Origin of the sequence: Kitasatospora acidiphila (assembly GCF_006636205.1) — a bacterium.
Classification (GTDB): domain Bacteria; phylum Actinomycetota; class Actinomycetes; order Streptomycetales; family Streptomycetaceae; genus Kitasatospora; species Kitasatospora acidiphila.
The window spans coordinates 820,703-847,694 of record NZ_VIGB01000003.1; the positions used below are offsets into that span (position 1 = coordinate 820,703).

The window sequence follows — 26,992 nt, forward strand, 5'->3', positions numbered from 1 at the left end:
GGCACCTCCCGACCGGCCAGCGAGACATGCAAGCTGCGCGTCCGGTCAGCCCCGCAGCAGCCCGCCCACGATGCCGCCGATCGCGCCGCCCTCCCCGGCGGCCACCGCGCCCTCGCGTGCCAGGTAGGGCTCCAGCGCGTGCGCCAGGTTGGGCAGCGGCATGCTCTGCAGCCAGATCTGGCCCGGTCCGGTGAGCGCGACCAGGTGGTAGCCGTCGCCGCCGAAGATCTTGTTGGCGATGCCGGGCACCCTGGTGATGGTGAACTGCACCTGCTGCTCGAACATCCCGACGTGGCCGGGGTGGACCAGCATGGTCTGCCCGGGGCCCAGGGTGTACTGGCTGAGCTCGCCGGAGAGTTCGATCCAGGCCCGCCCCTGGCCCTCCAGGCGCTGCAGCACGAATCCTTCGCCGCCCCACAGTCCGCCCCGGAACGACTGCTGCAGGGCGATCGTCGGCGTGATGCCCGGGGTGCCGCAGATCCACCCGTGCCGGTGCACCAGCACCCCGCGCCCGGGCGCCACGTCCACCGGGACGATGTGCCCGGGCACCTTTGCCGCGAACGCCACCAACCCGGCGCTGCCCTGCGCCTGGTAGCGCGTCAGGAAGAGCCCGCCACCCCCGACCGCCCGCTTCAGCGTCCCCAGCAGGCCGCGCCCGCCCGGCCCCCCGGTGTTGGTGGTCTGCGACATCTGCACATTGGCGGTCATCCACGACAGCTCGCCGTGCGCCGAGATGACCTCCTCCCCCGGTCCGAGCTGGATCTCCAGCACCGGCATGGTGCTGCCCTTGATGTCCGCCTGCATTCCGTCCGCCCCCTGCTGTCGGCCAACTGCCCCCGCTGCCCGTCATTCTGCCCACTTCGCGGGCGGGTGCAGCCGTTTGGGACAAGACCGGTACAGAGTGCGGAAGCTGCTATGACCTGATGCCCGGCCGACATGGTTGCCAGTGCCCGCCCGACACGGGTGCTGATGCGCGGCCGACATGGGTGTTCAGGTGAACTGAGCAAAGTTGTACAGCCATCTTCACGTTTGCCAGCCACCTTTTCGTCATATCCCCGTTGTTTGAGGGCTGTTGGCGCGTCAGCTTTTGTCCCCATCATGTCAACGACCCGGGCCATGCCCCGCCGTTTCCGTTCCCCACCCCTGTGTCGAGAGGCCCCCCAAATGCCCCTGACCCGTTCGCCCCGCCGCACCCGCGCCCTCGCCGTGGCCTCAGTGCTCTCCTGCCTGGTCCCGCTGGCCACCGCAGTCGCAACCGCCGCCCCCGCCACCGCTGTTGGAGCCAAGAGCAGCACCGCCACCAGCACCAGCGGCAACCTGCTGACCGACCCGGACGCGGAGTCGGTGGCGATCTGCTCCACCACCGGCGAGGACGGCATGACGGTGCCGGGCTGGACCATCACCAAGGGCGAGCCCAACATGGTCTGCTACGGCGCCCCCGGCGGCTACCCCACCAGCAGCACCCCGGGGCCGACCGGCCGCGGCACCGCCTTCTTCAACGGCGGCGCCACCGGTGACTCCAGCCTGTCGCAGACGGCCGACGTGTCGGCGGCCGCCACCGCGATCGACGGTGGCGGCGTGACCTTCAACCTCTCGGGCTGGCTGGGCGGCTACGCCTCGCAGAACGACCGGGTCGGCATGGTCGCCACCTTCCAGGGCGCCAACGGCGCGGCGCTGGGCAGCACCCAGATCGCCCCGGTGACCAACACCGACCGCCACAACACCACCGAGCTGCTGAAGCGCTCCAGCACCGGCACCCTGCCGGTCGGCACCCGCTCGATCAAGGTGGACCTCAACTTCACCTGGACGGCGGGGAGCACCACCGACGGCTACGCCGACAACCTCTCGCTGACGCTCTCCACCCCGCTGCCGACCCCGCAGCTGACCGCCCCGCCGGTCTCGGTGCCGGGCTACGACCACGTCTTCCTGGTCTACATGGAGAACCAGGACTACTCCGGCATCGTCGGCAACACCTCGCAGGCTCCGTACATCAACAGCCTGCTCTCCCAGGGCACTTCGCTGACCCAGTCGTACGCCACCACGCACCCCAGCGACCCCAACTACGTGGCCCTGGCGGGTGGCGGCCTGTACGGGCTGACCGGCAACAGCGTCTCCACCACCACGATCGACGCCCCGCACCTGGGCAACTCGACCGAGGCGGCCGGCAAGACCTGGAAGGAGTACCTGGACGGCGCCAACGGCAACTGCGACACCGGCAGCCACGGCTACTACGCGCCGGACGACGCGCCGTTCTACTACTTCAAGGACATGAAGACCGACGCCGGCTACTGCGCGGCCCACATGCAGCCGCTCACCCAGATGGCGACCGATCTGCAGTCCACCGCGACCACCCCGAACTTCGCCTGGTTCGCGGCCGACGACTGCAACGACATGGAGGCCTGCGGCGTCACGGCCGGCGACAACTGGCTGCAGCAGACCCTGCCGACCATCCTCAACTCGCCCGCCTGGACGACCCAGCGCTCGCTGCTGATCGTCACCTGGGACGAGGGCGCGACGAAGGCGTTCGGCCCCAACTACCCCAACCAGGTGCCGACCCTGCTGCTCGGCTCGCAGAACTCCGTCAAGCAGGGCTACCAGAGCGACGGCCGGGTCGACCAGTACGGCCTGCTGCGCACCATCGACACCGCCCTGGGCCTCGCCCCGCTGACCAACAACGACCGCTACGCGGCCGCAGTCAACGACGCCTGGCAGTAGTGCGTCCCATCGACGGCCCGGCAGCCTCCCACGGCTACCGGGCCGTCGAATGACGACATTTCGCCCTTGGTCCGACACTCTCGGCAACGAAGACCTGACGGTACGAATTGTTTGCCGTCCGCATGCACCCAATCCGTCCCCCAAAGCGTCTGAGGGTTGTTGGAGGGAACCCGTCGAGCGCAACCGACCGCCCGGGGCCCGAACCGGCACCCTGGAGGATGGATGAACGCGCAGGACCCGAACGCCCCCCAGAGCGGGCACGAGGGCGGTAGCCACCGCCGGCCACCGCGACGGCCGACACCGCTGGCCGTGGCCGGCCGGACCGCGGCCATCGGGGTCTCCCTCGCGGTCTTCGGCACCTGCGGCTTCACCTGGTACACCTACCACTCACTGACCACCGGCATGACGACCTCCAGTGCACTGGACACGGTCAAGCAGGCCGCGCCACCGCGCCCCACCGACACGGCGGGCCACCTGGACACCTCGGTCAACGTGCTCCTGATCGGCCTGGACAGCCGCCGCGACCAGGACGGCAACCCGGTGCCGCAGGACATCCTGGAGAACGAGCTGCACGCCGGCTCCAGCGCCGACATCGGCGGCTACAACACCAACACCCTGATCCTGATGCACATCCCGGCCAACGGCGGCAAGGTCGAGGCCTTCTCCATCCCCCGTGACGACTACGTCGACCTGATCAACGCCCCGGGACAGCGCCCGCTCGGCAAGCACAAGATCAAGGAGGCCTACGACCGCGCGAAGTACTACGCCGGGGAGGAGTTGAGCAAGCAGGGCATCACCGATCCGGTGGAGCTGGAGCACCGCAGCCGCGAGGCCGGGCGGCAGGCCACCCTGCTCACGGTGCAGAACATGCTCCAGGTGCCGATCGACCACTTCGCCGAGGTCAACCTGCTCGGCTTCTACCACGTGGCCCAGGCGCTCAACGGGATCGACGTCTGCCTGAAGAAGCCGGCCCACGACCCGATCGTGGCCCGTACCGCGACTCACCCCGGCCATGGCTCCGGGGCGGACTTCCCGGCCGGCCCGCAGCATCTGAACGCCTCCCAGGCGCTCTCCTTCGTCCGGCAGCGCTACAACCTCCCCAACGGCGACCTCGACCGCACCAAGCGCCAGCAGGCGTTCCTCGCCGGGGCCACCAAGCAGCTGAAGGACCAGGGCGTCTTCGGCGACCTCGGCAAGCTGCAGCAGCTGATCGACGTGGCGAAGAAGGACGTGGTCATCGACAACGGCTGGAACGTCCTCGACTTCGCCCAGCAAGTGCCGAACCTGACGGGTGGGAACGTGGAGTTCCACACGCTGGGTGCGATCACCGACCAGCCGAACCTGGGCGGTGACGACGGCGATGTGAACATCGTCGACGTGCCGAAGGCCCGCGCCCAGGTGCACCAGACGATCGGGTACACCGACGCCTCGCCGTCGGCCGCTGCCAGTGCCAGTGCCGCCGCCACGTCGACCGACGCCCCATCAGGCTCGTCGTCAGGTTCGTCGCCGTCGGGCGCGACCTCGCCGGCGTCGCCGTCCGCGACCGACGCCCCGAGTGACGGCGCAACCGCCACCGACGCGCCGAGCGCCACGGCCACCGACAGCCCCAGCGGCGGCTCGATCGCGGACGACTTCGCCGGGGACTCGGTGGAGGGCGGCCAGATCCCCTGCGTGTACTGACCGGCGCCGAGCAAGCACCGCACCCGCCGGCCCCGGTGGCGCCCTAGCCCGCCGGGTCCAGCGCGGCGCGGATCGCCGCCGCCACCCGCTGGGCCGCGTCCTGGTCCGGATAGCGGGTGCGCGGCCAGAAGAAGCCGCGCAGCCCGTCCTTGGGGTTGCGCGGCACCACGTGGACGTGCAGGTGCGGCACCGACTGACTGATCCGGTTGTTCATCGCGACGAACGACCCGCGGGCGCCGGTGCCGCGCTCGACCGCCCCCGTCAGTTGCCGCACCCGCTCGAAGAACGGCCCGACCAGCTCGGCGGGCAGCTCGGGCAGGGTCGGCACATGGGCGATCGGGATCACCAGCAGATGGCCCGGGAAGAGCGGCCGGTGGTCCAGGAAGGCCATCGCCACCTCGTCGCGGAAGACCTGGTGTACCACGGCTCCCGGGTCGGCCACCATGGCGCAGAAGGCGCACTCACTGCTGTTCATGACGCTTCGTCAGCTGGTGCGCTGCGCAACTCGCTGACCACCGCCCAGATCACCGAGACCACCGGAAGGGCGACCACCGCACCGATCACCCCGGCCAGGATGCCCCCGGCGATCACCGAGAGCGCCACGGCCACCGGGTGGATCCGCACCGCCCAGCTCATCACCACCGGATGCAGCAGATGGCCCTCGATCTGCCCGATCACCACGATCATCCCTAGCACGATCACGGCGGTCACCGGCCCGCGCGCGGCCAGCGCCACCACGGCGGCGATCACCATCGCGATCGGTGAGCCGATCAGCGGGATCAGGGTGGCGAAGAACTCCAGCACCACCAGCGGCACCACCAGCGGCACCTGCAGCACGGCCAGACCGATGCCCACCAGCACGGCGTTGGTGCCCGCCACGATGAAGATGCCCCGGGTGTAGCCGGCCAAGGTGCGCCAGGCGGTCCGCCCGGCCCGGTCCCAGGTCTCCCGGGCTCCGGGCGGCAGTTGGCGCAGTAGCCAGCCCCACATCCGATCGCCCGAATGGATGAAGAAGATGGCGCAGAAGAGCGCGAGAAAGGCGCCCGTCGCCGCCTCCACCACCCGCCCGGCCTGGCTGACCGCGGTGTTGATCAGGGTCGCTTTGTGGCTGGCGAGGAAGGAGCCGAGCTTGTTCTGCAGCTTGGTCGCGGTCTCCGCGCGGACGTGGAACGGGGCGCCCTCCAGCCAGCGTTCGATCCGCCCGACGCCGCCGCGGAACTCGTTGACCAGGGTGTTCCACTGGTCCGCGACCGAGGCCCCGATGCCCGCCAGCAGCCCCGCGAGGAGGAGCAGCGCGCCCAGTACGCTGACGGCCACCGCGAGCGAGCGCGGCATCCGGCGGCCCAGCAGGTCCGCCGCCGGGCGCAGCACCGAGGTGATCACCAGCGCGACGAAGACCGCGATCACGGGCAGCACCAGGCGCCCGAGCACCTGCACCAGCAGGTAGACGGCCAGCGCCAGCACCAGCAGCCGCCAGGTGTACCCCGCGGCCCGTTGCAGGCCGGGCGCCACCTGGCGCACGGGCCGCTGCCGCGGTCCCCTGACCTTCGGTGTCACCGGCCGCCCCTGCTCACTGGCTCCATGGGTGACAGTCTGCGGGCCGGGGCGCGCCGATGATCTCCGGCACGCCGACACGACGGCCCCGGGCGTGCCCGCGCTCTCGGCACGCCGACGCGACGGCCCCGGGCGTACCCGCCGTACCGGCATCACGCAAAGCCGCCCGCCCTCTTGACGGGCCACGCTCAGCCGTAGACCCTAAGGTCCCATCAGGTTAGGAAGCTTTACTAATTGGAGCTCAGGAGCCTGCATGCGCCCCCACGGCAAGAAGATCCGCCTGCTCGCCTCGACGGTGGTGTCAGCCCTGCTGACCCTCCCGCTCACCGCCCTGGCCACCGCCCCGGCCGGCGCGGCCACCGTCAGCCACCCGTTCCCCAGCCACACCACCTACAAGACCGGCGTGCTGCCGTCCGCCTCCCAGGCCAGCCGCGACGCCGCCGTCCAGAAGCAGTACGACTCCTGGAAGGCGAACTACCTGGTCCACGGCTGCGCCTCCAACGAGTACTACGTCTCGACCAAGGGAGACGGCGACGCCACCAACAACGGCCCGGTCTCCGAGGGCCAGGGCTACGGCATGAACATCGTGCCCCTGATGGCCGGCTACGACACCAACGCCCAGACCGAGTTCAACGGCCTCTGGCAGCTCGTCAAGGACCACAAGGACCAGTGGGGCCTGATGGAGTGGCAGCTCGACGGCAAGACCTGCACGTACTACAGCTCGGGCACCCCCGACGCCGCCACCGACGGCGACCTGGACATCGGCTACGGCCTGGTCCTGGCCGACGCCCAGTGGGGCGGCTACACCGCCGACGCCAAGGCCTGGCTGGCCGGCATCTACGCCCATGACGTGGCCCCGGACGGCCACCTCAAGTGCGAGGACGACGGCCCCAACACCGACACCCGCCCCAGCGACCACATGCTGGACCACCTGCGGGCGTTCGCCGCCTATGACACCGCGCACGACTGGAACAAGGTGATCACCCGCACCGAGGCCGTGATCAACGAGTTCACCGCCAAGTACTCCGCCGGCGCGGGCCTGCTCTCCGACTTCGTGGTCAACGCCGACACCACCAGCCCGCAGCCGGCGCCCGCCAACTACCAGGAGAGCCAGCCGGACAACATCGTCGGCTACAACTCGATCCGGGTCCCCTGGCACCTGGGCACCGACGCGCTGCTCTACGGCGGCGCCACCGCGCTGGCGACCGCCAAGAAGGAAGAGGCCTGCGCCAAGCAGGAGTCCGGCGGCAACCCGCAGAAGGTCTACCCGCACACCAAGCTCGACTGCACGCCGTACTCCACCAGCGACCAGGCCGAGGAGGCCGGTGACGCGGTGGGTCCGGCGGCGATGGCGGCCGGTGACCAGGCCTGGACCGACACCATCTGGAACTACCTCGCCACCAACCCGTTCGGCGACGGCTACTACGGCGAGACCATCAAGACGCTGGTCTACCTGGTGATGGCCGGCGACTACTGGTCGCCCTCGGCCACCGGGAGCACCGGCGGCGGCGGTTGCACGGCCGGCCAGCTGCTGGGCAACCAGGGCTTCGAGAACGGCGCCAACAACGCGCCCTGGAGCACCAGTTCAACCCTCGGCTTCAACCCGATCACCAGCGGCACCAGCGCCGAGCCGGCCCACTCCGGCAGCTGGATCGCCTGGTTCAACGGCAACAGCACGGCCGACACCGACACCGCCGCCCAGACCGTCACCATCCCCCCGGGCTGCACCGCCACCCTCTCCTACTGGCTCCACACCGAGACCACCGAGAACACCAGCACCGCCAAGCCCGACACCTTCAAGGTCCAACTCCTCAGCACCGGCGGCACGGTGCTGACCACCCTGGCCACCTACTCCAACCTGGACCACAACACCGGCTACACCCAGCACACGGTGGACGTCTCCGGGTACGCCGGCCAGACCGTCACGGTCAAGTTCACCGGCACCGAGACCGACACCAGCGGCGGCACCACCGACTTCGTCATCGACGACACCGCCCTCGCCACCAAGTGACCCCAACCCCAAGCGGCTCCCGGCCCAGGCCGGGAGCCGTCCGCTATCCAGGAGCACACATGGCCCATCGCGGTAGGAAACTGACCACCGCCGCCGTCGCCCTCGGGCTGGCGCTACTCGGCCTGAACCCACCCGGCGCCGCCGCCGGCAGTGCGGCCGCACCGGCGCCGCCCGTGACCGTCCAGCCGCACCTCCCCGACCCGCCCACCGGTTCCTCCGCCGTGGTCAACCTCGGTGCGGGCAACGGCTGGAAGGTGCAGAGCAGTGCCACCGCCACCCAGTCGGGCAGCCGGATATCCACCCCGGGTTTCGCCACCACCGGCTGGCTCAGCGTCGCGAACGACGGCGGCGGCGCCCCCGGCACCGAGATCAACGCCCTGCTACAGAACGGCAGTTGCCCTGAGGTCTTCTACTCGGCCAACATGAAGAACTGCTACGGCCAGATGACCGCGGTCGGCCCGGAGACCATCGCCCGGTTCAAGTCGCCCTGGTGGTACCGCACGGACTTCGCCTCCCCGCCCGCCGGGCAGAGCGCCCGCCTGGTGCTGAACGGCGTGGTGGGCGCGGCCGACGTCTGGGTCAACGGCACCCGGGTGGCGGATGCGGCGACCGCCACCGGCGCATACGCGGAGCACGTCTTCGACATCACCGCGCTGCTGCGCAAGGGCGGCAACTCGCTTGCCATCGACCTGCATCCGAACGATCCGACCGGCATGCTCAGCGTCGACGACGTCGACTGGACCCAGATCCCCCCGGACAACAACACCGGCATCCAGTTCCCGGTGCAGCTGGAGACCGGCGGCCCGCTGGTCGACGGGAACGCCCATGTGGTGCAGAACACCGCAGCCGATCTGAGCAGTTCGGCGCTGACGGTGAAGACCGACATCACCAACACCTCGGCCGCCGCCCAGACCGGCACCGTCACGGCCACCGTCACGCCACCCGGCGGCGGGGCGGACATCACGGTCAGTCAGAACGTCACGGTGGCGGCCCACAGCACCCGCAGGGTGGCCTTGCCGACGCTCACCATCGCCAAGCCGCAGATCTGGTGGCCCTACCAGCTGGGCGGCCAGCCGCTCTACCGGCTCGCCACCTCGGTCGCGCAGGGCGGGGCCGTCCTCAACTCCACCGGCTCCAGCTTCGGCATCCGCACCGTGGATTCGGCCCTGGTCGGCCCATCGGCCGGCGCGCCCGGCGGAGTGCGGCAGTTCACGGTGAACGGCACCCCGCTGGTGATCCGCGGCGGCGGCTGGGACCCGGACCTCTTCCTGCACTACGACCCCGCCGACACCGCCCGGCAGATCGGCCTGTTGAAGTCGCTGGGCGTCAACACGGTACGGCTGGAAGGCCACTTCATGCCCGCCGACTGGTTCCAGCAGATGGACGCGGCCGGGATCCTGGTCAACGCCGGCTACCAGTGCTGCGACTTCTGGGAGAACACCAGCTACACCAGCGCCCAGCAGTCGCTCTACCAGCTGACCGCGCAGACCCTAGGCCGGGAACTGCGCAACCACCCGTCGGTCTTCAGCTTCCAGTGGAGCGACAACGCACCCACCGCCACCCAGGAGACCCTGGCACTGAACGGCTTCAAGGCGGCCGACTTCGACGTGCCGTTCGTCTCCTCCGCCGAGTACAACACCAGCCCCAAGCTTGGTACTTCGGGTGAGAAGGAGGGGCCCTACGACTGGGTGCCGCCAAGCTACTGGTACGACACCTCGCACTACAGCACCAGCGACCCCACCCAGACCAACGCGGGCGGCTCCTGGGGCTTCGACAGCGAGCAGAGCTCGGGCGACACCATCCCGACGCTCGACTCGATCAACCGCTTCCTCTCCCCCGCCGAGCAGAGCGCGCTCTGGAGGACCCCGACGTACAACCAGTACCACGACAACTACGAGGGCACCGGCCACACCGGCTACGCCTTCGGCACCAACGCCAACCTGGACGCCGCCATCACCAAGCGCTACGGCGCCCCCACCAGCCTGACCCAGTACGTCGAGGAGGCCCAGCTGCAGAACTACGAGTCCACCCGGGCCCAGTTCGAGGCCTTCATCGACCACTCCACCAACAGCACCGCCCCGGCCACCGGCACCATCTACTGGCAGCTGAACAAGGGGTGGCCGACCATGCTCTGGGCGCTCTACAACAACGACGGCGACCAGGCCGGCGCCTACTTCGGCGCCCAGCAGGCCAATCGCCCGCTGCACGCCCTCTACGCCCTGGACACCGGCACGGTGGCCGTCGACAACCTCGGCAGCGGCACCCGATCCGGCGTGACCGTCGAGGCCAAGGTCTACGACACCGCGGGCAGGCTGCTGGACGACCGCGACTCCCCCGCCCTGTCGCTGACTTCGCAGCAGGTGGTGACCGACGTGCTGAAGCCGTCGGTGCCGACGGCCGCGGGCACCGTGTACTTCGTGGAGCTGCTGCTCCGTCAGAACGGCGCACTGCTGGACCGCAACGTCTACTGGAACTCCACGACCCCCGACGTCGTCAACTGGCCCAAGACGCTGGGCCAGCCGCAGGCCGTGATGAGCTCCTACGCCGACCTCAAGGCGCTGCGGAGCCTGCCGACCGCGACCGTGTCGGCATCGGCCCGGATCACCGACCAACCGGGGCCGGACAACGCGGACCGGCTGCTCACGGTGACGGTGACCAACACCTCCAGCACCCCGACGGTCGGCTTCTTCCTCCGCGCGGATCTGCGCCGGGGCACCGCCACCGGGGCCGAACTGCCCGGTGACAACCAGGTCCGGTCGGCGATCTGGGGTGACAACGACGTCACCCTGTGGCCGGGCGAGTCCGAGACCCTGACGGCGAGCTTCTCCTCGGCCGACCTGCGGGGCGCGACCCCGGTGGTCAGCGTCCTCGGTTCCAATACCGCCGGGCCGGACGTGGTGGCCGACTCGGCTGCCGGGTGACCGCACGACCGACGGCTCCCGGATGACTCCGGGAGCCGTCGGACCCTCCATACTTGTCCTCTACGTGGATGCGGGCCACGTCCGCTAACGTGATCATGGATTTCGTGCGGATCGCGGTGACCGGCGGCGGAGGAGGTGGCGGGTGGACCCGGCGGATCCGGAGCGGCACGTCGCCGAAGGGTTGCTGGAGGCGGCCGCCGCCGAGCTCGGCGTCGACGGCGCGGAGCTGCTGGCCGCGGTGACCGACCAGGCCCCGACCGGGCTCGCACTGCTGGACCGCCGACTGCGCTGGTGCTACCTCAACCCGGCCCTCGCCCGGCTGACCGGCCACCCCGAGGCGCAGCTGCTCGGCAGCGCGGTGCACGGGCGGGCCGCCGAGACCCTGCGGCGGGTGCTCTCCGACGGCCGGGCCCGCACGGTGGCGGCGAACAGTCTGCTGCCGCCGCGCGGCTCGTGGCAGCGCCCGCTCGCCGTGCTGGCCCGGCGCCTGGAGCTGAACGGGCGGGCCCTCGGCGTGGTGCTGGCCGTGACCACCGCCGACCTGGCCCCGGACCGGCACGATCTGGAGCACGCCCGGGCCCGGCTGACCCTGCTGGACGCCGCCGCCGAGCGGATCGGCACCACCCTGGACATCGGCACCACCTGCACCGAGCTCGCCGAGTTCGCCGTCCCCCGATTGGCCGACCTCGCCACCATCGACGTGCTGCCGCCGGACGCCGCGGTGCGCGACAGCGGGAGCGGCGGCAGCGTGCCCCGGCTGCGCCGCACGGCGATGGCCCAGGCGCCGCAGCTGAGCGGCACGCCCACCGAGCTGGCCCGGCCAGGCGAAACGATTCGCTACCGGCCCGGCTCGGCCGCCGCCCGCTGCCTGACCACCGGAAAGCCGGTGGCCGCCAACCAGCTCTCCCCCGAGGAGCTGGCCACGGCCGCCGCCGATCCCGCGACCCTGGCCGCCTACCAGGCGCTCGGCGTGGACTCGCTGCTCGAAGTGCCGCTGACCGCCCGCGGCCAGCTGATCGGGATGCTCTCGCTGGCCCGCACCGCCGACACCTCGGCCGGTTTCTTGGACGACGACGTGGTGCTGGTCGAGGACCTGGCCGGGCGAGCGGCGCTGAGCATCGACAACGCCCGCCGCTACACCCGCTCCCAGGGAATCGCGCTGGAGCTGCAGCGGGCGCTGCTCGCCGAGCCCGGCAGTCCGCACCCCAATCTGGAGCTGGCCTCCCGCTACCTGCCGTCCGGCACCAGCTCGGTGGTGGGCGGCGACTGGTACGAGTCGGTGCGGCTGCCGTTCGGGCGCACGCTGCTGGTGATGGGCGATGTGATGGGGCACGGCGTGGAGGCGGCCGTGGACATGAGCAGCTACCGCTCGATGCTGCGCTACGTCGCCTCGATGGACCTGCCGCCGCACCGGATCCTGCGCCAACTGGACACGCTGATCTCGGAGAACGAGTCCTCCCGCCCGGCCACCTGCCTGCTGGCCCTGGCCGATCCGGCCCGGCAGCGCTGGACGCTCTCCAGCGCCGGCCACCTGCCGCCCGCCCTGCTCGGTGAGGACCGGCCGATCGAGCTGCTGGACGTGCCCACCGGGCCGCCGCTCGGCACCGGCCTGGGCGGGTACCAGCAGACCAGCCGGGAGCTGCAGCCTGGCCAGGTGCTGCTGCTCTACACCGACGGGCTGGTGGAGCGGCGCGGCGAGGACATCGACACCTCGCTGGCCCGGCTGGCCGCGCTGCGGCTGCCGGTCGGCGGCGCGCTGGACGAACTGCTCGACGCCACCCTGCACGGCCTCACCCCGCAGGCCGCCGAGGACGACATCGCGCTGCTCGCGGCCCGGGCCCGGGTGCGCTCCTGAGCTTGCGCCTCTGAGCTACGGCTCGACCAGCACGCCCGCCAGCACCGCGGCCACCATGCGCCGTACCGCCTCGGCGTCCGGGGGCGCGGCGGTGCGGTCGGCGAACAGCAGGTGGCCGGCGCCGATCAGGGTGGGGGCGAGGGTGGCCAGGTCGGCGTCCGCCGCGATCCGGCCCAGGGTGCGTTCGGCCTCCAGGTAGCCGGCGAGCACCGCGGTGGCCTCCACCAGCAGCGGCACGCCGGTGGTCGGCCCGGACTGCCGCAGTCGGGCGCGCAGTTCGTCGCGGAAGGTGATCAGTGCGACCACGGCGACGGCGACCGACTGGAAGAGCGCGGTCAGCGCCTCGGCGAGGTTGCCGATGACGGAACCGGTGCCGGCGGCCTCGGCCAACTCGGCGGCCTGGCCGTCCAGTCGGGCGATCCGGTCCCGTACCAGCGCGGCCAGGAAGTCGTCGAAGTCCGCGAAGTGCCGGTGCAGCACGCCCTTCGCGCAGCCGGCCTCCTCGGTGACCGCGCGGCTGGTGAGCGCGCTCGGCCCGTCCCGCAGCAGGATCCGCTCGGCGGCGCCGAACAGTTGCTCGCGTACATCACGGATGGCCACGCCGGTCGGCATCGGGCTCCTCGCTGGCTGACAGTTGACGAGTGGGCATGTGCCCACTCATAGTGGGCGCATGCCCACTTTACCGTCAGAACCCCATCGGCAGCGCGCGATGGCCGAGTCCTTCGGCGTCGACGCCGCCCGCTACGACCGCACCCGCCCCGCCTACCCCGATGCCATGGTGCAGCGGATCATCGAGGCCGGCCCCGGGCCTGAGGTGCTCGACGTCGGCTGCGGCACCGGTACGGCGGCCCGCCAGTTCCGGGCGGCCGGCTGCACCGTGCTCGGCGTCGAACCCGATCCACGGATGGCCGAGTTCGCGCGACGCGACGGACTGACCGTCGAGGAGGCCACCTTCGAGGCCTGGGACCCGGCGGGCCGTCGGTTCGACGCCGTCATCGCCGGGACCGCCTGGCACTGGGTGGACCCGGTGGCGGGCGCCGCGAAGGCGGCGCGAGTACTGCGCCCGGGCGGGAGGTTGGCGGCGTTCTGGCATGCGTTCGCCCTGCCCCCGGAGTTGGCGCAGGCCGTCACCGCGATCTACCGGCAGGCGGTGCCCGAAGTGCCGTTCCCCGCCGCCGGCGCGCAGCCCCTGCAGCACTACCAGGCGATCTTCGCCAAGGCCGTCGACGGCATCCACGCGTCGGGCGCCTTCGAGGTGCCCGAGCAGTGGCGGTTCGACTGGGAGCACCGCTACACCCGCGACGAGTGGCTGGACCAACTGCCCACCCACGGCACCCTCACCCGCCTGCCGGCGGACCGGCTGGCCCCCGTGCTGGCGGGCGTCGGCGCCGCGATCGACGAGCTGGGCGGCTCCTTCACGGCGAGCTACGCCACCGTCGCGGTCACGGCTGCTCAGCGCGCCCGGTAGCACAACTCCGGCCGCCCGACCTGCCCGTAGCGCGGCTCCCGGACGGCCTGGCCGGTGTCCACCAGGTGCTCCAGGTAGCGGCGCGCGGTGATCCGGGAGACCCCGGCCGCCGTGCCCGCCGCCGCGGCCGTCAGGCTCCCGTCGGCCGCCCTCAGCACCCGGGCGACCGCGTCCAGGGTCTCGGCGCTCAGGCCCTTGGGGAGCGTGCTGCGCTCGGTGCTGCGCAGTGCGGCGAAGGCGCGGTCCACCTCGTCCTGCCCGGACGCCTCCCCGGTCCGGGCCAGCGAGGCCCGGTAGCGGGCGTAACGCTCCAACCGGTCCTGGATGGTGGCCGCGCTGAACGGCTTGAGCAGGTACTGCACCACACCGATCGCGACGGCCTGCCGCACGGTGGCCAGTTCGCGGGCGGAGGTGACGGCGATGACGTCCACCTCGTTCCCGGCGGCGCGCAGCCGCTGGCAGAGCTGGAGGCCGTGCCCGTCGGGCAGGTGCAGGTCGAGCAGCACCAGGTCGATCCTGTTCCGCTCCAGGAAGCGCAGCGCGTCCCGCGCCGAGTGCACGGTGCCCGCCGTGCGGAAGCCGGGCGCCCGGTTCACGTAGAGGGTGTGCGCGTCCGCCGCGACCCGGTCGTCCTCCACCACCAGGACCTCGATCATCCCGCTCACCCCGCCACCACGGCCTGGCGCAGCGGCAGTCGGACGGTCAGCACCGCGCCGCGCTCCCGCCCGACCTCGACGGTGCCGCCGTTGCGCCGGGCGGCCTGGGCGACCAGGGCCAGGCCGAGGCCGCGCCCGGTGCGCTGCTTGGTGGACCAGCCGCGCCGGAAGACCTCACCGACCGCGTCCGGGGCGATCCCGGGCCCGGTGTCCGCGACCCGCAGCAGCAGTTCACCGTCCTCGGCGCGGGCGGTGACCACCACCTCGGGCGCGGCGCCGTCCGCCGCGGCGCCCTCGACGGCGGCGTCCAGGGCGTTGTCGATCAGGTTGCCGAGGATGGTCACCAGGTCGCGGGCCGGCAGCCGGGGCGGCAGCACGCCGTCGTCGATCCGGCTGTCCGGGGTCAGGCGGAACTCCACGCCGCTCTCGGCCGCTTGTGCCGCCTTGCCCAGCAGGAGGGCTGAGAGCACCGGTTCACCGACCGCGGCCACCACCTGGTCGGTGAGCCGCTGGGCGAGCGCGAGTTCGGTGGTGGCAAACTCCACGGCCTCGCGGTGGCGGCCCAGTTCGACCAGCGAGACCACGGCGTGCAGCCGGTTCGCGGCCTCGTGCGCCTGCGCGCCGAGGGCCTCGCCGAAGCCGCGCACGGTGTCCAGTTCGCCCACCAGTGCCTGGAGTTCGGTGTGGTCGCGCAAGGTCACCACGGTGCCGAGTGCGGCCTGGTCGCCGATCGCCGAGGTGTTGACCAGCACCACCCGGTCAGCTGTCAGATGCACCTCGTCGTGCACCGGCTCGGGCCCGAGCACTGCGGCCACCAGCGACTGCGGCAGGCCGAGTGAGCCGAACTCCGCGCCCGCGTCTGCGCTCTGACACCCCAGCAGGTCCCGGGCGGCGTCGTTGCAGAGCACCACCCGCCCGGCCGGGTCGAGGAGGATCAGCCCCTCGCGCACCGAGTGCAGGGTGGCCTGGTGGTACTCGTAGAGGTGGCTGAGTTCGGCGGCGCCCATGCCGTGGGTGTGCCGGCGCAGCCGGGCGTTGGCCAGGTAGGTGCCGACGCCGCCGACCAGCAGCGCGCCGCCCGCGACGCCGAGCAGCGCGAGCAGCGGCCCCTGGAGCCGGTGGCTGATCTCCTGCACCGTGATGCCGGCGCTGACCAGCGCGACGACCCGCCCCTGGTCGTCCAGCACCGGCGTGACCGCCCGCACCGAGGGGCCGAGCGTGCCGGTGTAGGTCTCGGTGAAGGTCTGGCCGCGCAGCGCGGGGCCGATGGTGCCCAGGAAGGGCTTGCCGATCTGGGCCGGGTCGCGGTGCGCCCAGCGGATGCCGTGGGTGTCCATCACGGTCACGAAGTCCACGCCGGTGTCGGTCCACACCTGCTCCGCGTAGGGCTCCAGCGCGGCCGTCGGGTCCGGGCCGAGCACGGCCTGACGGACCGAGGGGGCGTCCGCGACCGACCGGGCCACGGCGGTGGCCTGCCCGCGCGCGGTCTTCCGCGCCTGGTCGGCGGTGGCCAGGTAGGCCGGCAGCGCGCCGCCGGCCACCACCACCGCGACGATCACCACCTGGACCGCGAACAGCTGCCCGGCCAGGCTGCGCAGCACCCGGCGCGGTGCGGACGAGAGACGAACTGGCATGTCGGACAGTGTGCCGCACCGCGCGTGAACTCTATGAACGCAAGGGTGACGGGCATCACCATGACCCCGATAGTCGGATCACCCTCATCCCCAAGGGCAGCCCCCACCCAGGCAAAGGAGCCGACCCATGTCCGCCTCTCCCACCGCCGCCGGCAGACCGGCCGGACGCGGCGACCGCACTCAGTACCTGTACCTGGCAGTGCTGGCCGCCGTGGTGCTCGGTGTGGTGCTGGGCTTCGCGGCGCCCGGGTTCGCGGTGCAGCTGAAGCCGATCGGCACCGCGTTCGTCAACCTGATCAAGATGATGATCAGCCCGGTGATCTTCTGCACCATCGTGCTGGGGGTCGGCTCGGTCAGCAAGGCCGCCAAGGTGGGCAAGGTCGGCGGTCTGGCGCTCGGCTACTTCCTGGTGACCTCGACCATCGCGCTGGCGCTCGGCCTACTGGTCGGCAACCTGCTGGAGCCGGGCTCCGGGCTGCACCTCACCCAGGCCCTGGCCAAGGCCGGCCACGCCCAGGCGGCGCAGGGCGCCACCCACACCGCCGACTTCCTGCTGGGGATCATCCCGACCACCCTGGTCTCGGCGCTGACCGAGGGCCAGGTGCTGCAGACCCTGCTGGTGGCGCTGCTCACCGGCTTCGCCCTGCAGGCGATGGGCGCGGCCGGCGCCCCGGTGCTGCGCGGCGTCGAGCACCTGCAGCGGCTGGTCTTCAGGATCATGTCGATGATCATGTGGGTGGCCCCGATCGGCGCCTTCGGCGCGATGGCCGCCCTGGTCGGCGCGACCGGTGTGGCCGCCCTGAAGAGCCTCGCTGTGATCATGGTCGGCTTCTACCTGACCTGCATCGTCTTCGTGGTCGTGGTGCTCGGCCTGCTGCTGCGCCTGGTGGCCGGCGTCAATGTGCTGGCCCTGCTGCGCTACCTGGGCCGCGAGTTCCTGCTGATCCTCTCCACCTCCTCCTCGGAGAGCGCGCTGCCGCGCCTGATCGCCAAGATGGAGCACCTGGGCGTGAGCCGCCCGGTGGTCGGCATCACCGTCCCGACCGGCTACAGCTTCAACCTGGACGGCACCGCGATCTACCTCACCATGGCCTCGATCTTCATCTCCCAGGCGATGGACAAGCCGCTCTCGCTCGGCCAGCAGGTCTCGCTGCTGGTGTTCATGGTGATCGCCAGCAAGGGCGCGGCGGGCGTCACCGGCGCGGGCCTGGCCACACTGGCCGGCGGTCTGCAGTCGCACCGGCCCGAGCTGGTCGACGGGGTCGGTCTGATCGTCGGCATCGACCGCTTCATGTCCGAGGCGCGCGCCCTCACCAACTTCGCCGGCAACGCGGTCGCCACCGTGCTGATCGGGCACTGGACCAAGGAGCTCGACCACGACCGGGCCCACCGCGTGCTCGGCGGCGACCTGCCGTTCGACGAGAGCGCGCTCGCCGACGCCACGGCCGCCGGTGCGGACCTGCCGCCGCAGGGCGGCGCCGCGCCCGAGCTCGCCAACGCCTGACCTGCGACGCTCCGCCGGGCCCGCACCGCGTCGTATCCGCGGTGCGGGCCCGGCGCTGTCGGTGCGGCGACCTAGCCTGGGCCCCATGGCAGCTCTCCCGCCCGCCCGCCATCTGCTGCGGGCCAAGGACCTCGCCGACGCCAGGTACGCCGAGCCGCTCGCGGTGGCCGATCTGGCGGCGGCGGCCGGCCTGTCCCGCGCGCATTTCAGCCGGGCGTTCCGGCAGGCCTTCGGCGAGTCCCCGCACGTCTACCTGCTCACCAGGCGCCTGGAGCGGGCCGCCAGCCTGCTGCGCACCACCGACCGGCCGATCGCCCGGATCTGCTTCGACGTGGGCCTGAACAGCCTGGGCTCCTTCACCACCAGCTTCACCAGGATGTACGGGCGCTCGCCGGCCGCCTACCGCGCCGCCTATCCGCCGGCCGCCGACTACGCCCTGGTCCCGGGCTGTGTGCTGCGCGCCTACGGCCGCCCGCAACACCGCACGTTTCGAGAAGACGGCGCCGACGGCCCGGTCATAGGTTGACGGTACGTCGTCCGGGCGGAGCGCAGCCCGAAACGCCCGGAGGAATCCCTAGGAAAGGTGGAGAGGACCCATGACCATCAAGATCGCCACCGCCCAGCTGTGGGTGCACGACCAGGAGGTCGCCCTGGACTTCTGGACCAACAAGGTGGGCTTCGAGGTCCGCGCCGACGTCACCCTGCCCGAGCTCGGAAACTTCCGCTGGCTCACCGTCGGCCCGGTCGGCCAGGACGACATCTCGGTCTGCCTGATGGCCGTGCCCGGCCAACCGGTCATGGACGACCAGACCCGCGAGCAGGTGCTCGACGTGGTGGGCAAGGGCTTCGCCAACGCGGTCTTCCTCAGCACCGACGACTGCGACGCCGCCTACGCCGAACTGTCCGGCCGTGGCGTCGACTTCGTCGACAAGCCGGAGGACCGCCCGTACGGCCGCGACTGCGGGTTCCGCGATCCGTCGGGCAACCAGATCCGGCTGACCCAGCTGTTCGAGCTGCCCAACCAGTAGGCGCCGCACCGCGGGCCGCCGGGAGTGCCGTCAACTCCCGGTGGCCCGGCGTCAGTTGCCTGCCGCCTGGCGCGCCGCGCCGGCCACCGGGACGGCGCCGCCGATCAGCTCCAGGGTCCGCCCGGCCGTCCCCGGCTCGTCCAGCAGCGCGAGCAGCACCGCGGCCACGTCGTCACGCGAGACCGCGCCCCGCCCGGTCCGCTCGGCGAGGGTCACCTGACCGGTGCCGGGCGCATCGGTCAGCATGCCGGGGCGCAGGATCGTCCAGTCCAACCGCTCGCGGGCCCGCACGTCGTCGTCCGCCGCGCCCTTGGCCCGCAGGTAGGCGCCGAAGACCGGGTCGGCACCGTCCGGCGCGGCCGCGTCGGCGCCCATCGAGGAGACCACCAGGAAGCGCCGCACCCCGGCGGCCTCGGCGGCGTCCGCGAACAGCGCGCAGGCGCCCCGGTCGACCGTGTCCTTGCGGGCCACGCCGCTGCCCGCGCCGGCGCCGGCCGCGAACACCGCGGCGTCCGCACCGCGCAGGATGCCCGCGACCTCGTCGACCGAGGCCGCCTCCAGGTCGCAGAGCACCGGCTCGGCGCCCGCCGCCTCCAAGTCCCCGGACTGCTCCGGCTTCCGGATGATCCCGGCGACCTCGTCTCCCCGCGCGCTCAGCAGCCGCTCCAGGCGCCGCGCGATCTGACCGTGTCCACCCGCGATGACAATGCGCATGGTCCGGAGCCTACGCCGCACCCTCCGCACCCCAGAGCTGACACCCCGTCAGGAGCGGCAGCTCGGAAACCGTTGGCCGCGCACCGGCCCGCCCTGGCATGCTGGCGGCGTGGAGAAACCGGAGCTCTTGGAGAAGCCGCAGATCACCATCGGCTTCGCGGCCGACCTGCAGGTGTTCCTCGCCGCCGCCCAGCGCCGCGAACAGTCGGTGGTCCGGGTGGACGGCGTGTCCACGCTCGGCCATGTGGTCGAGTCGCTGGGCGTCCCGCTGACCGAGGTCGGCGAGCTGCTGGTGGACGACCGGCCGGTCCGCCCGGGGCACATCCCGGCGCAGGGCGAGCGGGTCGCCGTGCGCGGCGTCGAGCGGCCGCAGCGGCTGCCCGGCCCGGCCCGCTTCCTGCTCGACGTGCACTTGGGCACGCTGGCCCGCCGGCTGCGCCTGCTCGGCGTGGACGCTGCCTACGAGAACCTCGACATCGGCGACGCCGCGCTGGCCACCCGGTCGGCCGCCGAGCAGCGGGTGATGCTCTCCCGCGACCGGGGGCTGCTGCGCCGCCGCGAGCTGTGGGCCGGTGCGTACATCTACAGCCACCGCCCGGCCGAGCAGCTGCGCGATGTGCTGTCCCGCTTCACGCCCGCCCTCGCGCCGTGGACCAGGTGCACGGCCTGCAACGGCCTGCTGGAGCAGACCGCCAAGGCGGCGGTGCAGGAGCGGCTGGCGCACGGCACCGAGCGCAACTACGACGCCTTCGCCCAGTGCACCGACTGCGGCCAGGTCTACTGGCGCGGCGCCCACCACGCCCGGCTGGACGCGATCGTCGAGGAAGCCCTGCGCGAGTACGCCTGATCCGGCAGGGCTCACGGGGTTCTCCCCGAAGTGGATCATCGCTACCATCGCCCGCCATGGGGATCACCACTGATCAGATCATCGAAGCCGCGCTGGGCCGGCTGACCGCCGAGTACATCTTCGAGGACCAGGCCGAACAGATCGCGGCCCTGGTGCGCGGCCGGCTGGCCGAGGGGGCGTACGAGCGGCTGGCCGGCGAAGCGCTGTGCGAGGCGGTGACCGCGGACCTCCAGCGGACCAACGGCGACAAACACCTGCGCCTGCTGTGGAGCGACGAGGCGCAGGAGCTCGACGACGCGGGCGAGGAGGACGAGGACTTCTTCGCCGAGCTGGCCCGTGCCGAGAACCAGGGCATCCGCCGGGTGGAGCGGCTCGCGGGCGACATCGGCTACATCGAGACCACGCTGGTGGCCGAGCCCGGCGACGGCGCGCCGATGATCTCCGCGGCGATGGCGCTGATCGCCAACACCAAGGCGCTCATCCTCGACCTGCGGGCCAACCGCGGCGGCTCGACCTACGGCATGGCGTACTGGTGCAGCTACCTGTTCCCGGGCGGCGAGGCCGTGCACCTGACCGACGTGCACCGGCGCACCACCGGGCTCACCCAGCAGTTCTGGACCACGCCCTACCTGCCGGGCGAGCGCTACCTCGACCGCCCGGTGTACGTGCTGACCGGCCCGGTCACCTTCTCGGGCGCCGAGGACCTGGCGTACAACCTCAAGGCCAGGGGCCGTGCCGTGCTGGTCGGCGAGAGCACCAGGGGCGGGGCGCACCCGACCGGTTACTACCCCCTCAGCGAGCACATCAGCGTGACCGTGCCGTACGCCCGGTCGATCAACCCGGTGACCGGCGGCGACTGGGAGGGCACCGGCGTGACCCCGGACATCGCCGTGTCCGCCGAGCAGGCGTTCGAGGTGGCCTACCAGGACGCGCTCGAGAAGGTCGCGGACTCCTAACCCGGCTCACCCTCACCCTTGCTCGCATCCGGCCTGGCCACCTCGCCGCCGCGCGGGGTGACCTGCTTGAGGGCGTCGAAGATCGCCAGGCCCTGGCCGACGATCCCGGTCGCCACCTGGGCCAGGCCTTCGCTGCCGTTGAGCACCGTCAGGTTGGCGCCCGCCAGGCCGCGGGCGGCGGCGTCCACCAGCGCGGGCAGGTTCTCCACCACCCGGTTGGCCGCGATCAGCTCCTGGGCGCCGCCCCGCAGCGATTCGGCCCGCGCGTTGTTCGCGGCGGCCTGCGCATCGGCGGTGGTCCGCTCGGCGTAGGCAGCGCCGTCCGCCTGCACCCGCACCGCCTGGGCCTCCGCCGTGGCCAGTGTGGTGCGCCGGTAGGCATCACCCTCGGCCTCGAACTTGGCCCGGTCGCGCTGCGCCTCGGCGAGGGTGCGCTGCTTGTAGGCCTCGGCGTCAGCCGGCCGGCGCACCTCGGCCTCCAGCCGCTGGGCGGCCAAGTCGGCCTGACGGCGGGCCAGTTGGGTCTGCTCCTCGATGACCTCCTGGGTGGCCCTGGCCTGGGCCAGCGGCCCGGCCTGCGATGCCGCCGCGTTGGCCTGCTCGGTCTCGGCCACGAAGCCGGCCCGCTTGATCGCGGTGTCCCGCTCGTACTGCGCCTTGAGCGCGGCCGCCTCCTGCTCCCGCTGGGCGGCCTCCTGGTCGGCCCGGGCCTGGGCGATCCGCGCCTGGCTGGCGACGGCTGCGGCATGCGGGGCGGCCAGGTTGGTGATGTAGCCGGTGGCGTCCTCGATCTCCTGGATCTGCAGGGCGTCCACCACGATGCCGAGCTTCTCCATCTCGGTGTGGCTGCCGGCCTTGACCTCCTGCGCCACCCGGTCCCGCTCCCGGATGATCTGCTCCACCGTCAACCCGCCGATGATGGACCGCAGATGGCCCGCGAAGATCCGGCCGACCAGCTCCTCCATCCGGGCCTGCTCGGCGAGGAAGCGCCGCGCCGCGTTGGCGATGGAGAGGTGGTCGTCACCCACCTTGAACACCGTCACGGCCCGCACCGTCAGCCGGATGCCCTGCTGGGTGACGCAGTCCTCGGCGATCTCCGCCTCGCGCAGCGCCAGCGACAGCATCCGCGCCTTCTGCTTGACGGGCATCACGAAACTGCCGTGTCCGGTGACGATCCGGAACTGGGTGTCCTGGGCCTGCCGTTTGGACCCGGAGATCAGCAACGCCTCATTGGGCGCCGGAACGTGCCAGAACAACATCACGGGCTCCTCACGACTCGGGGAACGGTACGACCACGACGGAGCGCGCCGAGGTGTGCTCCACCACCATCACCAGCGCGTGCCGGGCGATCGGCCGGTCCGCCCAGGCCGCGAACGCCTCGCTGCCGCCGCGCACCGGCACCAGCACCTCGCCGGGCCCGTCCGGCGGGATCGGAACCGTGACCCGGCCGACCGCGCCGACCGGGCTCTCGTCCGCCTCCCTCGGCACACCCATCAGGCTCACCCGCTCTCCGGCCGGCCGCGCTAGCAGGGTCGGTCGTACCTCTGCTGTCCAATCTAACGAGCCCACGGCGCAAAGGAGCCGGTCAAAGCCCCGGCCCCTCACCCGCCCGGCCCAGCCTGCGGCATGCCGCCCGCCCGGGGCACCCCGCGCCGTGCCACGCTGACCGCGATCACCCGACCGCGCCGCCGAGCGAACCCAGGAGCCCCCGTGTCCAAGGTCCAGCCGATCCCGGACGGCTACCCGCGCCTGTGCCCCTACGTCTTCGTCCGGCGCGCCGCCGAGGCCATCGAGTTCTACACCTCGGTGCTCGGGTTCGAGCAGCGCGGCGACCGGCTGACCGGCCCGGACGGGCGGATCGGGCACGCAGAGCTGGCGGCCGGCGACTCGGTGCTCATGATCGCCGACGAGCACCCGGAGGTGGGCGCGCGCAGCCCGCAGACGGTCGGCGGCTCACCGGTGCTGCTGAACCTCTACGTGGCGGACGTCGACGCGGTGTGGGCCGCCGCGCTGGCCGCCGGCGCGCTCGAACTGCGGCCGCTGAAGAACCAGTTCTACGGCGACCGGTCCGGCACCTTCGAGGACCCGTGGGGTCACCGCTGGACCGTGGCCAGCCATGTCGAGGACGTCTCGCCGCAGCAGATGGCAGCCCGCGCCAAAGCCGCGATGGGCGGTAACTGAGGCTGTGGTGAACGATTCTGACATCACGTCAGCACGTCCCTGGATGCCCGGCTACGGCATCCTGCCGGCCGACCAGGGCACCGGCCTGCTGCCGTGGTTCTGGGCGGAGCGCCGGCTCGCGGACTCGCACGAGTACTGGGTCTGCACGGTGCGCCCTGACCGGCGGCCCCACGCGATGCCGGTCTGGGGCGTCTGGCTGCGGCGGGCCCTCTGGTTCAGCAGCGCCCGCGCGTCCCGCAAGTACCGCAATCTGGCGGCCAACCCGGCGTGCACGGTGACCACCGACGATCCGCACCAGCCGGTCGTGCTGGACGGCGACGCGAGCGTGGTGACCGACCTCGACGAGATCGCCGACTTCCTGGCCGCGCTCAACGCCAAGTACGCGACCAGCTTCGGTCCGGACTTCCTCGATCCGGCCCTGAACGCGACTTTCCGGGTCACCCCGGCCTCCGTCTTCGCCCTCGACGACAGCGACTTCACGGGCAGCCCGACCCGCTGGACGTTCCCGTCCCGTGATTCGTAAATTGGCCTCAACTCGCCCGCTCCAAAACGCTCGCGCGGGTCTAGAATGGTTCGTACACCAGACAGCTGGAGAGAGCCGCACCGCCCTCGAAGACGTTCGTAGGCCGTCCGAGCGACTCCTTGTCTAGGGCCTGGCTAGGCCCCCGGCAGGTCCCATTGACAGCGATGCCCTGAGCGACGGCTAGGACGCGCGAAGTCGAAAGAGGATCTACCGGGGACTGTCATGTCTCCGGGCACCTCTCTGCCGCGAGGCTCAGTGCGGCAGCTCCTGCTCCGTCCAGATGGTCTTGCCCGACGCGGTGTACCGGCTCCCCCACCGGCTGGTCAGCTGCGCCACCAGGTAGAGCCCGCGCCCGCCCTCGTCGGTGAGCCGGGCGCGCCGCATCCGCGGCTGGGTGGCGCTGCCGTCGGAGACCTCGCAGGTCAGCGTGTCGGCCCGGATCAGCCGCACCACCACGGGCCCGCCGCCGTACCGGATCGCGTTGGTGACCAGCTCACTCAGCACCAGCTCGGTGGTGAAGGCGAGTTCGGCCAGTCCCCAGGAGGTCAGCACGGCGGTGGCGTCCTCGCGCACCCGGGCCACCGCGGCCGGGTCCAGCTCGACCGTCCAGACCGCGGTGTCGGCGGGCGGCACCGCCTTGGTGCGGGCCAGCAGCAGCGTCACGTCGTCGCGCAGCCGGGTCGGCGGCAGCCCGGCGATCAGCCGCTCCCCGGCCTCGGGCAGCGGGCAGTCCAGGCCGCGCACGCCGCGCAGCCGGTGCAGCAACTCGACCATCCCGGCGTCGATGTCGCCGTCCCCGCGCTCGATCAGGCCGTCGGTGTAGAGGGCCAGCATGCTGCCTTCGGGCAGCTCGACCCGGGCCGACTCGAAGGGCAGCCCGCCGACCCCGAGCGGCGGTCCCGGCGACACGGGCAGCATCTCGGCGCTGCCGTCGGGGTAGGCGACGGCGGGCGGCGGGTGTCCGGCGCTGGCCACGGTGCAGACCCGGGAGACCGGGTCGTAGACGGCGTAGAGGCAGGTGCCGCCGAACGAGCCGGGCTCCGCGGTCTCGTCCTGGCTCCCCGCATCCCGCCCGGGGTGTCCCTCGCCGGTCCCGGAGCTCTCCGCGTCCACGTCCGCGACCAGCGCCGATTCCACCAGCAATTGGGCCACCAGGTCGTCCAGGTGCACCAGCAGCTCGTCCGGTTCCAGGTCCAGGTCGGCCAGGGTCCGCACGGCGGTGCGCAGCCGGCCCATGGTGGCGGAGGCGTGCAGGCCGTGCCCGGTGACGTCGCCGACCACCAGGGCGACCCGGGCCGAGGAGAGCGGGATGACGTCGAACCAGTCGCCTCCCACCCCGCCGACGGTGTCGGTGGGCAGGTAGACGCTGGCGGTGGAGACGGCGGCCACCGAGCGGACGGCCGGCGGCAGCAGGCTGCGTTGCAGGCCGATCGCGGCCCGGTGCTCCCGGGTGTAGCGGCGGGCGTTGTCCAGTGCCAGGGCGACCCGCCCGGCGATCTCCCGCATCAGCGCGCGGTCCTCCGCCTCGTAGCGGTCCTGCCGGCGCTCCCGGCGCAGCGTGATGCGGCCGAGCAGCACCCTGCGGGCCACCAGCGGCGCCGTGATCGCCCAGGTCTGGCCGGCGGGGTCGGACAGTCCGGTCCGCCCCTCCTCGTCGACCAGCACGGTCTCCCCGATGGCCGGGCGGGACCCGGGCGGTCCGGCGACCGCGACCCGGCGCAGCAGCAGCCTCCCGTCGGGACCGGGTACCGGCTCCTCGCCGGTGGAGATGGGGGTGGCGAGTTCGACGGCGGCGACCTCGGCGAAGTCGGGCACCAGGGCGTCGGCGATCTGCTGCGCGCTGTCCAGGATGGAGAGCGAGTGGGCGGCCGCGGCGGTCACCCGGTGGAGCAGGGCGAGGCGGCGGCGCGACCGGTACTGCTCGGTGATGTCGGTGAAGAGCGCCGTGACGCCGATGACGGTGCCGTCGGTGGCCTGCAGGCGGAAGGCGGAGAGCGCCATCATCCGGCCGCTGCGCGGGTCGACCAGGGTGCGGGCGAGCTCCTCGCCGAACGCCAGCGGCTGCCCGGTCGCCAGCACCTCGCGCAGGTGGACCTCCATGGCGGCGGCGTCCTCGGGCTGCAGGAAGTCGGCGAGCCGGCGGCCCGGCAGGGTGCTGGGCACGCCGGTGTAGGGCAGCAGATGGGTGTTGGTGCGGACGATCCGCAGGTCGGTGTCGAACACGGCCAGGCCGACCCGGTCCTGCAGGAAGAGTTCGCGGGTGAAGGCCTGGTCCTGGCGCCAGCGGTCGGCCTCCTGGGCCGGCGCGCCGATCACCATGTAGCGGGCCTCATCGCGCTGCTCGGGGGCCGCGCCACGCAGCGTGAGCACCCGGACCTCCAGCGGCACCGGGCGGCCGTCGCCGGTGCGCACGGTGACGCGCCCGGCCCAGCTGCTGGGGTTGCCACCCTCCGGGGGCAGGGTTTCGCCGCGCTCCACCACGAGGTCGCGCAGTTTGCGGCCGCGCAGTGCGCGCACCGGCACCACGAGGAGCTGTTCGGCGGCGGCGGTGCAGTCCAGCACCAGGCCGCTGCCGTCGACCAGCACCCCTGCCACGCCGTCGAGGAACGGGAAGCGGGAGTCGTCCAAATCGTCACCTCTCCCGGGACTGCCCTGTCCTCCATCCTGGACCGGGGCGTGGTCGGCGGCACAGCGGCGCTCCGAGCCGGGCTCAACTTCACGGCTGACCGTGACGCCCAGTGACCA

General features: G+C 72.2%; 23 protein-coding genes. 13 read left to right on the forward strand and 10 right to left on the reverse strand.

Annotated elements, in window-relative coordinates; translation table 11 throughout:
- Positions 1-45 precede the first annotated feature (45 nt).
- Positions 46-804 (reverse strand): AIM24 family protein, encoded by a 759-nt coding sequence (locus tag E6W39_RS04555; protein ID WP_101384205.1) that lies wholly within the window; start codon positions 802-804, stop codon positions 46-48.
- A 360-nt stretch (positions 805-1,164) separates the two neighbouring features.
- Here E6W39_RS04555 and E6W39_RS42655 point away from each other — a divergent pair, with 360 nt between their 5' ends.
- Together E6W39_RS42655 and E6W39_RS04565 are read left to right on the forward strand one after the other, a co-directional pair.
- Complete coding sequence (locus E6W39_RS42655) at positions 1,165-2,715, forward strand: alkaline phosphatase family protein (protein ID WP_141632381.1); 1,551 nt, start codon at positions 1,165-1,167, stop codon at positions 2,713-2,715.
- Between the two features lie 222 nt (positions 2,716-2,937).
- Positions 2,938-4,395: an LCP family protein gene (locus E6W39_RS04565; protein WP_141632382.1), complete on the forward strand. Its 1,458-nt coding sequence runs from the start codon at positions 2,938-2,940 to the stop codon at positions 4,393-4,395.
- A 43-nt stretch (positions 4,396-4,438) separates the two neighbouring features.
- On the opposite strand, the gene E6W39_RS04570 is transcribed toward E6W39_RS04565, so the two are convergent.
- Together E6W39_RS04570 and E6W39_RS04575 are read right to left on the reverse strand one after the other, a co-directional pair.
- Positions 4,439-4,870: an HIT family protein gene (locus tag E6W39_RS04570; RefSeq protein WP_141632383.1), complete on the reverse strand. Its 432-nt coding sequence runs from the start codon at positions 4,868-4,870 to the stop codon at positions 4,439-4,441.
- Complete coding sequence (locus tag E6W39_RS04575; protein ID WP_228717964.1) at positions 4,867-5,952, reverse strand: AI-2E family transporter; 1,086 nt, start codon at positions 5,950-5,952, stop codon at positions 4,867-4,869. The genes E6W39_RS04570 and E6W39_RS04575 overlap by 4 nt, the downstream gene beginning before the upstream one ends.
- Before the next feature lie 250 nt (positions 5,953-6,202).
- Between E6W39_RS04575 and E6W39_RS04580 the strand changes: the two genes are divergently transcribed.
- The 3 genes from E6W39_RS04580 to E6W39_RS04590 all read left to right on the forward strand — a co-directional run bounded on the left by E6W39_RS04580 (position 6,203) and on the right by E6W39_RS04590 (position 12,736).
- Positions 6,203-7,960, forward strand: coding sequence for a glycosyl hydrolase family 8 (locus tag E6W39_RS04580; protein WP_141632385.1), 1,758 nt, complete (start codon positions 6,203-6,205; stop codon positions 7,958-7,960).
- 59 nt (positions 7,961-8,019) lie between these two features.
- Positions 8,020-10,881, forward strand: a complete 2,862-nt coding sequence (locus E6W39_RS04585) for a glycosyl hydrolase 2 galactose-binding domain-containing protein (protein ID WP_141632386.1) — start codon at positions 8,020-8,022, stop codon at positions 10,879-10,881.
- 142 nt (positions 10,882-11,023) lie between these two features.
- A complete protein-coding gene (locus E6W39_RS04590) occupies positions 11,024-12,736 on the forward strand; it encodes a SpoIIE family protein phosphatase (protein ID WP_141632387.1) in 1,713 nt (570 codons plus the stop codon).
- Positions 12,737-12,751: 15 nt separating this feature from the next.
- Here E6W39_RS04590 and E6W39_RS04595 read toward each other — a convergent pair whose 3' ends face one another.
- Positions 12,752-13,348, reverse strand: coding sequence for a TetR/AcrR family transcriptional regulator (locus E6W39_RS04595; RefSeq protein ID WP_141632388.1), 597 nt, complete (start codon positions 13,346-13,348; stop codon positions 12,752-12,754).
- Positions 13,349-13,406: 58 nt separating this feature from the next.
- Between E6W39_RS04595 and E6W39_RS04600 the strand changes: the two genes are divergently transcribed.
- Positions 13,407-14,204, forward strand: coding sequence for a class I SAM-dependent methyltransferase (locus E6W39_RS04600; protein ID WP_141632389.1), 798 nt, complete (start codon positions 13,407-13,409; stop codon positions 14,202-14,204).
- On the opposite strand, the gene E6W39_RS04605 is transcribed toward E6W39_RS04600, so the two are convergent.
- Complete coding sequence (locus E6W39_RS04605; RefSeq protein WP_141632390.1) at positions 14,189-14,860, reverse strand: response regulator; 672 nt, start codon at positions 14,858-14,860, stop codon at positions 14,189-14,191. The genes E6W39_RS04600 and E6W39_RS04605 overlap by 16 nt on opposite strands.
- Positions 14,861-14,865: 5 nt before the next feature.
- Positions 14,866-16,494 carry a sensor histidine kinase gene (locus tag E6W39_RS04610; RefSeq protein WP_141632391.1) on the reverse strand — a complete coding sequence of 543 codons (1,629 nt, stop codon included), beginning with the start codon at positions 16,492-16,494 and terminating at the stop codon, positions 14,866-14,868.
- Positions 16,495-16,621: 127 nt separating this feature from the next.
- Here E6W39_RS04610 and E6W39_RS04615 point away from each other — a divergent pair, with 127 nt between their 5' ends.
- From E6W39_RS04615 to E6W39_RS04625, 3 genes are all read left to right on the forward strand, one after another.
- Positions 16,622-17,998 (forward strand): cation:dicarboxylate symporter family transporter, encoded by a 1,377-nt coding sequence (locus tag E6W39_RS04615; RefSeq protein ID WP_141632392.1) that lies wholly within the window; start codon positions 16,622-16,624, stop codon positions 17,996-17,998.
- Between the two features lie 85 nt (positions 17,999-18,083).
- On the forward strand, positions 18,084-18,524 hold the full coding sequence (locus tag E6W39_RS04620) for a helix-turn-helix transcriptional regulator (RefSeq protein ID WP_141632393.1): 441 nt from the start codon (positions 18,084-18,086) through the stop codon (positions 18,522-18,524).
- Positions 18,525-18,594: 70 nt separating this feature from the next.
- The gene (locus E6W39_RS04625; RefSeq protein WP_141632394.1) at positions 18,595-19,026 is read left to right on the forward strand and encodes a VOC family protein; all 432 of its coding nucleotides are present in this window, start codon (positions 18,595-18,597) and stop codon (positions 19,024-19,026) included.
- Between the two features lie 51 nt (positions 19,027-19,077).
- Here E6W39_RS04625 and E6W39_RS04630 read toward each other — a convergent pair whose 3' ends face one another.
- Entirely contained in the window at positions 19,078-19,740 is a 663-nt protein-coding gene (locus E6W39_RS04630; RefSeq protein ID WP_141632395.1) for an NAD(P)H-binding protein, read from the reverse strand.
- A 127-nt stretch (positions 19,741-19,867) separates the two neighbouring features.
- Here E6W39_RS04630 and E6W39_RS04635 point away from each other — a divergent pair, with 127 nt between their 5' ends.
- Together E6W39_RS04635 and E6W39_RS04640 are read left to right on the forward strand one after the other, a co-directional pair.
- On the forward strand, positions 19,868-20,587 hold the full coding sequence (locus E6W39_RS04635; protein ID WP_141637539.1) for a Mut7-C RNAse domain-containing protein: 720 nt from the start codon (positions 19,868-19,870) through the stop codon (positions 20,585-20,587).
- 56 nt (positions 20,588-20,643) lie between these two features.
- Positions 20,644-21,543, forward strand: coding sequence for a S41 family peptidase (locus tag E6W39_RS04640; protein WP_141632396.1), 900 nt, complete (start codon positions 20,644-20,646; stop codon positions 21,541-21,543).
- Here E6W39_RS04640 and E6W39_RS04645 read toward each other — a convergent pair.
- Positions 21,540-22,802 (reverse strand): SPFH domain-containing protein, encoded by a 1,263-nt coding sequence (locus tag E6W39_RS04645; RefSeq protein WP_141632397.1) that lies wholly within the window; start codon positions 22,800-22,802, stop codon positions 21,540-21,542. The two genes, E6W39_RS04640 and E6W39_RS04645, sit on opposite strands and share 4 nt — an antisense overlap.
- A 10-nt stretch (positions 22,803-22,812) precedes the next feature.
- Positions 22,813-23,046, reverse strand: a complete 234-nt coding sequence (locus tag E6W39_RS04650) for a hypothetical protein (protein WP_220140161.1) — start codon at positions 23,044-23,046, stop codon at positions 22,813-22,815.
- Positions 23,047-23,253: 207 nt separating this feature from the next.
- On the opposite strand from E6W39_RS04650, the gene E6W39_RS04655 reads away from it, so the two are divergent.
- Both E6W39_RS04655 and E6W39_RS04660 read left to right on the forward strand, forming a co-directional pair.
- Positions 23,254-23,724, forward strand: a complete 471-nt coding sequence (locus tag E6W39_RS04655; protein ID WP_228717965.1) for a VOC family protein — start codon at positions 23,254-23,256, stop codon at positions 23,722-23,724.
- 7 nt (positions 23,725-23,731) lie between these two features.
- On the forward strand, positions 23,732-24,247 hold the full coding sequence (locus E6W39_RS04660; RefSeq protein WP_220140162.1) for a pyridoxamine 5'-phosphate oxidase family protein: 516 nt from the start codon (positions 23,732-23,734) through the stop codon (positions 24,245-24,247).
- A gap of 252 nt (positions 24,248-24,499) precedes the next feature.
- Here E6W39_RS04660 and E6W39_RS04665 read toward each other — a convergent pair whose 3' ends face one another.
- Positions 24,500-26,875: a SpoIIE family protein phosphatase gene (locus tag E6W39_RS04665; RefSeq protein WP_141632400.1), complete on the reverse strand. Its 2,376-nt coding sequence runs from the start codon at positions 26,873-26,875 to the stop codon at positions 24,500-24,502.
- Positions 26,876-26,992 lie beyond the last annotated feature (117 nt).